This window comes from Lysobacter brunescens (assembly GCF_042677005.1).
Lineage (GTDB): Bacteria > Pseudomonadota > Gammaproteobacteria > Xanthomonadales > Xanthomonadaceae > Lysobacter_I > Lysobacter_I brunescens.
The window spans coordinates 79,253-88,967 of the sequence record NZ_JBHTIF010000004.1; the positions used below are offsets into that span (position 1 = coordinate 79,253).

Annotated in this window: 1 protein-coding gene; it reads right to left on the reverse strand. The window is 68.8% G+C overall.

Features of this window, described 5'->3' with window-relative positions; all coding sequences use genetic code 11:
- Window positions 1-107 precede the first annotated feature (107 nt).
- Window positions 108-9,707, reverse strand: coding sequence for an SDR family NAD(P)-dependent oxidoreductase (locus tag ACFQ0E_RS15930; protein ID WP_386825504.1), 9,600 nt, complete (start codon window positions 9,705-9,707; stop codon window positions 108-110).
- Between the last annotated feature and the right edge of the window lie 8 nt (window positions 9,708-9,715).

Here is a 9,715-nt window from a genome sequence, read left to right on the forward strand (position 1 = left end):
CGTTCGAGGCCGTTCGCAAAGGCCAGCGCTTCAGGCCGACCTGCCCCGCCTCCGGTGCGTTCCGGACCACCTCGGCCCGGTCCGCGCCATTGTCGGGAACGGACGTTTCACGCCAATTGCTTCACGCGTGCCGCGACTTCCCCCGTGCTCAACCGATCCTCTTCCAGTGCCGCGAACAGCGCGGCGATGGCGTCGAAATCCGGCTGCGTGCCGCCATGCCCGTCAATGCCGCGAGACGGAGACGACGCACCCGACGGCGTGCCGCCCGCCTCGGCCTTCGACGGGATCCAGCAGTGCATCCGGGCGAAGGCATAGGTCGGCAGATGGATACGCCGGGTCCGCGGCATGTCTTCCGCTGCAGCGCCCTGCGCGGCGACGGTCTGCCGATAACCCTGCTCGCGCAGGTCGGCGACCTTCTCCTGCAGCAGCGGATGCCTATGCACGGGACGGTCGCCGCGCGCCGCCGGCCGAGCGAACGCGTCCTGGTCGCTCGGCGCGATCCAGTAGGTCTCTTCGGCGAACGGATACGGCGGCAACGGGAGCAGCGGCAGGCGACGCTCGCCGTGCAGTTTCCGCCAGTCCAGCGCGAGACCCTTCACCCACAGATCGCAGAGTCTGGCCAGGTTGCCGTCCGCGATGCAGCGGTCGACCACCAGCTCGGCCATGGTCGCATCTTCGTTGAGCAGGCGCACGCTTTCACGACCCTGGCGCACATGCGCGGCGAACGCACCATGCGGCAGCGCGCGCTGCGCACCGTTGCCATCGATGAAGGCGGTCAGCCGCTCGACCACGTCCCCGATGCTGTGCGCGACGAAGCACAGGCGATCGTCCATCGCATCGCGATGCAATTGCAGGCTGCCGGCCAGCGCGACCAGGTCGAGTGGATTCCCTGACGCGTGCGCCGTCTGGATCCACGCGCGCAGGTCCTTCGCCTTCTGCAGCAACTGGTCGGCGGTACGCGCCGAAAGCGGCACGATCACACCGACAGCCGGTACCGGCGCAGGCACGGAAGCCGTGATGGCGACCGTCGCGGCCTGCGGCACATGCTCGGCGAGCACCAGGTGCGCATTCGTGCCGCTGAAGCCGAACGAGCTGATCGCGGCCTGGCGCGGCACGCCCGCAGGCGCGACCCATTCGCGCAGGGTCGTGTTGACGAAGAACGGGCTGTCGTCGAGGGCGAGATGCTCGTTCGGGGTCTCGTAATTGATGGTCGGCGGCAGCTTCCGGTGGCGCAGCGACAGCAGCAGCTTGATGAAGCCGGAGACGCCTGCGGCGGTGAGGCAATGGCCGATGTTGGTCTTCACCGAACCGATCGCGCAGAACCGGCGGCGGTCGGTCGCGGGCAGGAACGCGGATTTGAGGCCGTCGATCTCGATCGGATCACCGAGCTTGGTGCCGGTGCCGTGGGCCTCGATCAGCTGGATGTTGCCCGGATCGATACCGAAACGCGTGTGGACGTCGCGCATGAGCCGCTGCTGCGACTCCGCGTTCGGCGCGGTGATCCCGTTCGTGCGGCCATCCTGGTTCACGCCCCAGCCACGGATCACGCCGAGGATCTCGTCGCCGTCGCGTTCGGCGTCGGCCAGGCGCTTGAGCATCACCACGCCGACGCCCTCGCCCGGCACGAAACCGTTCGCGCGCTGGTCGAAGGTGTAGCAGCGTCCATCGGGGGAGAGCATGCCGGCATGCGCGGTCTTCAGGAACATGTCCGCGTTGGCCATCACGTACACGCCGCCGGCCAGCGCCATGTCCGACGCGCCCGTGATCAGGCTGTCGCAGGCATTCGAGATCGCGACAAGCGACGACGAGCAGGCGGTGTCGATCGAGACGCAGGGGCCCTGCAGGTTCAGGAAGTACGAGACGCGCGCGGCGAGGATCGACGTGGCGTTGCCGGTGAAGCCCAGCGCGTCGACCTGCTGCTCGCGCGACAGCAGATGGTAGTCGCCGTTGGCACAGCCGACGAATACGCCGCAACGGCTGCCCGAGAGCCGCTCGGCGGTGTAACCGGCGCTTTCGATGCCATGCCAGCAGCACTCCAGGAACAGGCGCTGCTGCGGGTCCATGGCCTCGGCCTCGACCGGCGACAGGCCGAAGAACAGTGGGTCGAAGCGATCGTGGCCTTCGAGTACGCCCATCCACTTCGAATTGGTCTGGCCCAGCCCGGGCTGGCCTTCGGTGTAGAACGTGCCGGCGTCCCAGCGCGACGGCGGAATCTCGCTGATGCAGTTGCGACCGTTGGCGATGTTGTCCCAGAACGCATCCAGGTCCTTCGCCATCGGGAAGCGGCCGGCCATGCCGATCACCGCGATCTCGGCTGCATGCAACGTGCGACCCTGTGCCTGCGCCGTGATCGGCGCGGACATGGCGGCATCGTCGCCGCGCCACGACTGAAGCGGCGGCCGATCCTGATGCAGGACGATGGTCTCGACCGGGCGGGCTGCGATCCTCGGCGACGCGATCGAGGCGATGGCCTCGGGCGCTTCCGACGACGTCTCTTGCGCGTCGCGCTGCGCAAGCAGATCGCGGACGAAGCGGGCGAACAGTTCGACCGTAGGATAGGTGTAGACGCGGGTGGCCTCGATCTCGGTGCCATAGATCCCGTTGATCGCGCGGACCCAGGTCACGCCGGAGATCGAATCGAGGCCGAGGTCGACGAACCCGCGATCGGCATCGATGCTCTCAGGCTCCTCGCGAAGTTCCTGCGCCAGCAGTTCGACGAGGGTGCGGCGCACCGCGCCCAGTTCGACGCGGGACCGCGCCGGTTCTGCGGTGGTCGTCGGACGCGTTGCGGCAGCGCGCACTGGCGTGGCAGCGGCATCCAGGTTCGCAGGCGGCGCGGACGATGTCGCCTCCGCGCCTGCCGACGACTGTTCCGCGAGATGCTGCGCGAGTTTCTGCAGGTTCGGATAGCTGTAGACCTTCGTCGCTTCGATCGACAGGCCGAAGCGGGCGTTGATCCGGCGAATCCAGGTCACGCTGGAGATCGAATCGAGGCCGATATCGACGAACGGCGTGCGCGGATCGATCTCCCCTTCCTCGACGCGCAGTTCCTCGGCGAGCAGCCTGCGGATGATCGACAGGACCTCGGCGACGGGAACCGCCACGGCAGACGCGCGATGCTCTGCCGCTTGCGGCATATCGACATCGGCCTGCTGTGCGGACGCGAAGCGTTGTTCGATCCGCGCGAGCGCGTCGCGCTGGCCGACCAGCGTGCTCGCGTGCATCTCGACCTCACGTGCGAACAGCGCCTGCCAGGCTGCGAGCTGCGGCGCGACATGTGCCGCCTTCGACGCTTGCAGATCTTCGCGGGAGCGGCGGGCGAAGCCGCGCGCGATGGCAAGGGCCTGGTCGAGCACCTGCTCGCGCGGCAATACGCTCAGCAGCGGATTGCGCCGCGCCAGCGCTTCGCCGGTGATCTCGCGGCCGGTGAACAGGCTGTCGCGTGCCAGATCGAAGCCGAGCCGTGCCGGTAGGATGCCGGTGGCGCCCGCACCCGGGGTGAACCCGAAGTTCATGTACGGGCTGAGGTAGCGGCTTTCCGCGCTGAACAGCACGACATCGCAGAACAGGCCGAGCGTCCAGCCGGCGCCGATGCCATGGCCCTGCATCGCCGCGATGACCGGCACCGGGCAGCGCATCGGCAGGTGGAACACATCGTGGTCGGTGAAGCGGACCTTGCCTTCCTGGATCGCCTTGAGACCGTCGCGGGTGCCGCCCGACGAGAAATAGGTGTCGTAACCGGTAAGCACGACCGCCTTGCACGCCGGCGACTGCGCGATGTGGTCGAAGACCTCCTGCAGGCCTGCGATCAGCGCATCGGAGAACATGTTGCGCGCGTCGCGATCCTCCAGACGCACCAGCACCACGCCATCGGCATCGACACTTGCGCGGACCACGGCCGAGGACAGCGGCAGCGCGACGGCGGTCGCGGCCGCATCGGTCGGTCCCGGTTCGATGACCGCAGCGTCCGGCGACGACGACCACCCGTGCGCCGACAGCATCGGCGCACGTTCGGTCGCGATCTGCGCGATCGAACGCACGCGCGCCGAGAGCGCGTCGGACGGTGTCCCATCGCTGCCACTCGCTGCGACGTCGACGGCAGCGAGCGCGGCGACTGCGGCATCGAATTCGCGCGCGAGATGCGCCTTGAGCAGGCGCAGCGCATCGGCCGACTTGTCGGACAGCGCGGCGCGCACGCCATCGACACTGTCCGCGAATGCCGTGATTTCCACCACGCTGGCGCCCCAGCCGGCGGCCTGCAGGGCGCGACCATCGAGCGGTCCACCATCCGCGATCAGGCGCAGCGCCAGCGCTTCGCCGAAGCGCGCGACCAGCCATGCCGCCTGGTCGACATCGAGCCCCGGCGTGCCGGTGCCGGTGTCTGTGCCGGTGGCGTCGACGGCAAAACCGTAGCGCTGGTCTTCCACCGCAAGCACCAGATCGCAGGCGCAGGCGATGCGGAACCCGGCGCCGAGCGCCGAGACGGACAGCAGCGCGACGGTCGGCGCCGGAAATGCGGACAGGGCCTGCAGCAGAGCGCGCCCTGCCTCGTCGGCGAGGACGCGCGGATCGCCGTGCAGGAAGACATCGGCGTCGCTTTCGATCAGCAGCGCTTTCAGCACGGGCAACCCGCCGGCGAACGCCAGCGCCTCGCGCAGGGCATCGATCAATGGGGCATCGACACGACCGTCGATGGCCGAAAGACGCAGGGTGAAGAGCCCATCGCCGTCATCGCGCAGCACGACCGAAGCCACGCTGCCGGCGAGATCGTTCGAGAGATCTTTCCGCACTGCGTCCTGGCGGATCGCCAGCGACAGCGACGGTTTGCCTGTGGGTGACGCCGGGAGGTCGGTTTTCCGATCGGGCGCGACCAGTGCGATCGCGGCGGGCTTCTGCAATGCGGCGGATGTCTGCAGCGCATTGTCCGCTGCGGACGCCACCGCAGCGGGCATGTCGGCGATGCGTGAGGAGAAACGGCGCTCCGGCATCGGTGGCGCCGGTATCGCCTGGTGCTTCGGTGACGCCTCCGCCACCGAATCGCTGCTGTTCGACGTCAGGGCGACGGGAGTCCTGTGCACTGCAGCTGTCTCGTCGCGAGGCACCGCCGTGACCAGGGTCGGCAGCAGGGTCACCGCCGAGAAGGCGACGCAGACCGTGCCGTCTTCGGCGCACAGGTCGATGTCGACGCAGAGCGCATCGCCCTGCTGCGCGCCGTGAGGCCGGATCGACGCATGGCGCGGACGCGCGGCGACGGGATAGGCATGCATGGCCGAGAAGCCAGCCGGGAGGTACAGCGCATCGCGATCCGAACCCAGCCATGGCGCCGCACGCATCGCCGCGTCGACGAGCGCGGGATCGATCGTGCAGTCGGCGAAGGCCGGCGACGGCGCCGCAGCGGCGAAATCCAGCCACAGTCCTTCGGCCGTGCGCTGCACCCCGGTCGCGATCTGATACAGCGAGTCGATCTCGATGCCCTGCGCACGATGTGCGTCGAGGATCGCGGTCCTGTCCGCATGCAGGGAGGAGGCGCCACGCGTGGCCGTCGCGATGTCGATCACCGGTGGCGACGTGTCGTCGCAGGCGATCAGCAGTCCCTGCGAGAACACATGGCCATCGCCGACATCGGAAAGCTCGAACGCGGTGCGATCCAGGCCAGGACGTGCGCCCTGCCCTGGCGGCAGCACAGCGATCTCGAGTTCGACCAGGCCGTCGACGGCGCGCGGCGCGGCCAAGCGCACGTCGTGCAGCGCCCAGCCGCTGGCCTGCGGCATGGCGTCCGCCAGCGCGGCCCGAGCGGCTTCGATCTGCAGGCCAAGCGGCAAACCTGCATGGCCCTGCACGCGCAGGCCGGCGATGCGCGGATCGTCGGCGCGGAAGCTGCTGGCGTAACGCTGGCGCCCCGGTTTCGAGGCGTTGCGGTGGACCAGCGAGTGCATGGCCGCTTCCGTGCCTCCGGCAGCGGGCCGTTCCGCCGTCGCTTCGCGCCAGTAGCGCTCGCGGGCGAAGGGATACACGGGCAGATGCATGCGCGCGGGCAAGGGCGCGCCGTGCAGCTTCAGCCAATCGAGATCCAGGCCTTTGGTCCAGACATCGAGCAGCCGCGACACCTTGCCGGCGACGAACCAGCCGTCGACGCTGGCCTGCAGGTCGCGATCGACCGTGAACAGCGCCATGCTCTCGCGATGACGACGCGACTGGGCGTAGTAGAGATCATCGGCGAGCGCGCCGTCCTCATGTTCGTCGGTGGCGAGGAAGAGGGCGAGCTTGTCCAGCAGTTCCGCGCGCGTATCCGCGCGCAGGCCGAGCCGCTCCTCCATCGGCTCGCGGCCGATCTGCAGGGTGTAGGCCAGGCTGTGCAGGTCCAGGTCGGGCTCGCGTTCGACGAACGCCCGCAGATCCTCGGCCTTCTGCCGCAGTTGCGGCAGCGTGCGCGCGGACAGCAGCACGACGCAGGGGATGCTTTCCTCGCGCGACGCGCGGGCGGTGTTGCCCGCATAGGCCTCGACCACCAGATGCGCGTTACCGCCACCGGCGCCGAAAGAGGAAATGCCAGCGATCAGCGGTGCTTCGCGGCCATCGATGACCGGTGCCCGCCACTCGCGCAGGCGCTGGTTGACCTCGAACGGCGTGGTCTCGAAATCGATATTCGGATTGAGTCGCGCGGAATGCAGCGACGGCACGATCTGCCGATGCCGCATCTGCAGCACGACCTTGGTCAGGCCCGCGATGCCGGCCGCAGACTCGCAGTGGCCGATGTTCGACTTCGCCGAGCCGATCAGGCAGAACCCGGTGTCCTGCGTGTGTTCGCGGAAGGCCTTCGACAGCGCCGCGATCTCGATCGGATCGCCCAGCTTCGTACCCGTGCCGTGCGCCTCGATGTAGCTCACCTGCCGCGCGTCCACGCCCGCATCGCGCAGCGCGTCGGCGATCACCGCCGCCTGCGCCTGCGGGTTCGGCACCGTGTAGCCGTTGGTCTTGCCACCGTGGTTCAGCGCGCTGCCGCGGATGATCGCGTGGATCGCGTCGCCATCGCGCTCGGCGTCGGACAGGCGCTTGAGCACGACCACGCCCACGCCCTCGCCCGGAATGTAGCCGTCGCCGCCTTCGCCGAAGCTCTGGCAGTGACCATCGCTCGAAATGAACTGTCCGGCACTGAGCATGCTGTACTTGCCGGGGTGGATGCTCAGGTTCACGCCGCCGGCGAGCGCCATGTCGGTGCGACCGAGGCGCAGGTCCTGGCAGGCCAGGTGGATCGCGGTCAACGACGACGAGCACATGGTGTCGAGCGTCATGCTCGGCCCGTGCACGTTCAGGGCGTAGGACACGCGGTTGGCGATGCTGGCGAGACTGCCCGAACGGTTGTACTCGCCGTACATCACGCCCGCGTATACGCCGACCTGTCCACCGCGACAGGCCTGCAGCGCTGCGCGGGTGTAGCCGGCATCCTCGATCGCCATCCAGGCGTGCTGCAGGAACAGGCGTTCCTGCGGATCGATCTGCTCGGCATCGCGCGGCGTGATGCTGAAGAAACGCGGGTCGAATTCGTCTGCGCCTTCGATGAAGCCGCCCCATTTGCTGCTGTGCTGTCCGGGGTCGAGGGCTTGGCCCTTGGCCGCTTCGCGGTAGAAATCCTGCCAGCGCCAGCGCTCGGCCGGAATCTCGCGGATGCAGTCCACGCCCTGCGACAGGTTGTGCCAGTAGGCGTCGAGGTCCCAGGCATCGGGATAACGGCCACTGAGCCCGACGATCGCAATCGGTTCGTTCGAGACAGCCCGGCTTTCGACCGGCCTGGTGTCGACAGGCTTGGCGTCGGCAGGGCTGCTCGCAGCCAGCATGCCCGCTGCTTCCGTGCGCGCGGGTTCGCGCACGGCGCCGCGCTTGCCGGGAATGCGAGACGCAACCGGCGTCGGCGCTGGCGCCGGGCCTTGCGCCGCAGCGGGACGCGCCGTGGTCCTGTCGGGCGCGAGGATCGCGATCAGGCGCTGCGCATGCGTCTCGCAGAAATAGCCATTGAGCTGCGCGATCGTCTGATACTCGAAGGCCAGGGTCTTCGGCAGTCGGCCGAAGATCGACTCCAGATGGGTCACCAGCTTCATCGCCAGGATCGAGTCGATGCCGTACTGCTCCAGTGGCGCATCGGGGCGCAGGCGGGCGACCGGCACCTTGAGCACCTGGGCGCACTGCTGGCAGAGATAGTCGAGGGCTTTGGCGCGCAAAGCATCGTCCATGCCCACATGAGCCGTGTCGCCGTCGACGGGCGTCGTACGTACCGGCGCGGCTTCCTGCGTGGAATCGGAGACTTCCAGCAGTGCCTGCATCGACGGCAGTTCGCCTTCCATGACCAGCAGGCGTTCGCAGTCGAGGGCGAAGCCGCGATAGGTCGCGCGCATCGCGGTCGCAGTGGCCAGCGGCTCCATCCCGGTGTGATCCTGCAGTCGCTCCCAGGTCGCGGCGTCGATGGTCATGCCGCCGTCGCGCCACAGCGGCCAGTTCACCGACAGCGTCCGGCCACAGCGTTCGCCACGCGCCGCGAGGCGATTGCGATGCGCTGCGAAAGCATCCATGAACGCGTTGGCGGCGGCGTAGTCGATCTGCCCGACGATGCCCCAGCAGGCCGCGAACGAGGAGCACAGCAGCAGGAAATCGAGCGGCAGGTCGCGGGTGGCGCGGTCCAGGTTGACGAGGCCGGCGACCTTGGGCGCCAGCACCGCGGCGAAGTCCTCGGTGGATTTGCGGATCGCGAAGGCGTCGCGGAGGATGCCGGCGCAATGCAGGATGCCGCGAGGCGGCGTGCCCTCGGCCTGCAGTCGTGCGATCAGCGCGTCGACCGCCTCCGCGCGTGTCGCATCCAGCTCGACGTAATCGATGCGATGCGAAGGCGTCGACAGCGAGTCGATCGCCCTGCGCGCATCGGCACCCAATGGCGAACGCCCGGTCAGGACGATCCGCGCAGCGCCGGTCTGGGTGACGATCTCGCGGGCGAACTGCAGGCCGATCCCGCCGGCACCGCCGGTGATCAGATAGCAGCCGCCTTCCTTGAACACCACCGGCGCGACGGACAGTGCGTCCCCTGCCGCGCCCGCAGAGCCGTTTTCGAGCATGTCCACCACGCGCCAGCGTGCGATTTGCCGATGCAGCCCGCCTTCGCGACGGACATGGCGCACCGCCACGCCGCGCGGCGACGCCATCGAGGATTCATCGCGGACGACGCCGCGCAGTTCGTCACCGTCGATGTCTGCCGGCACCCGCACGGTGCGCACGGCGAATCCCGGGTTTTCCTCCATCGCCGTGCGGCACATCGCCTCGAAGCCGGCGGCGACGGTCGCCTCCGCCGCATCGGCGACGACCAGCAGGACCCGTGCCCCCGCAGTGGCGCCCAGCATCGAGCGGATCGCCTCGAAGGCCTGCAGCGTGGCCTGTGCGAACACGTCATCGACCGATCCGGACACCGGCGTCGAAAGCTCGACGATCTCCGGACCGCCCTGCGCCTGCAGTGCGGCCACCGCATCGCGCGACACGCCCCACAGCAGCACGCGATCGGGCGCCTGCTCAGCAGAGGCGCGCGCTGGCGCAGCCGTCCATTCGACATCCGCGAGCAGAACGCCCTGCCCCGGATCGCGCGACTGACGCTTCAGCGCCTTGATCCGGACCAGCGCTTCGGCCTGGGTGAGTCGGCCTTCCGCAACCGCGCGAAAGATGGGCAGCAAGGACTCTT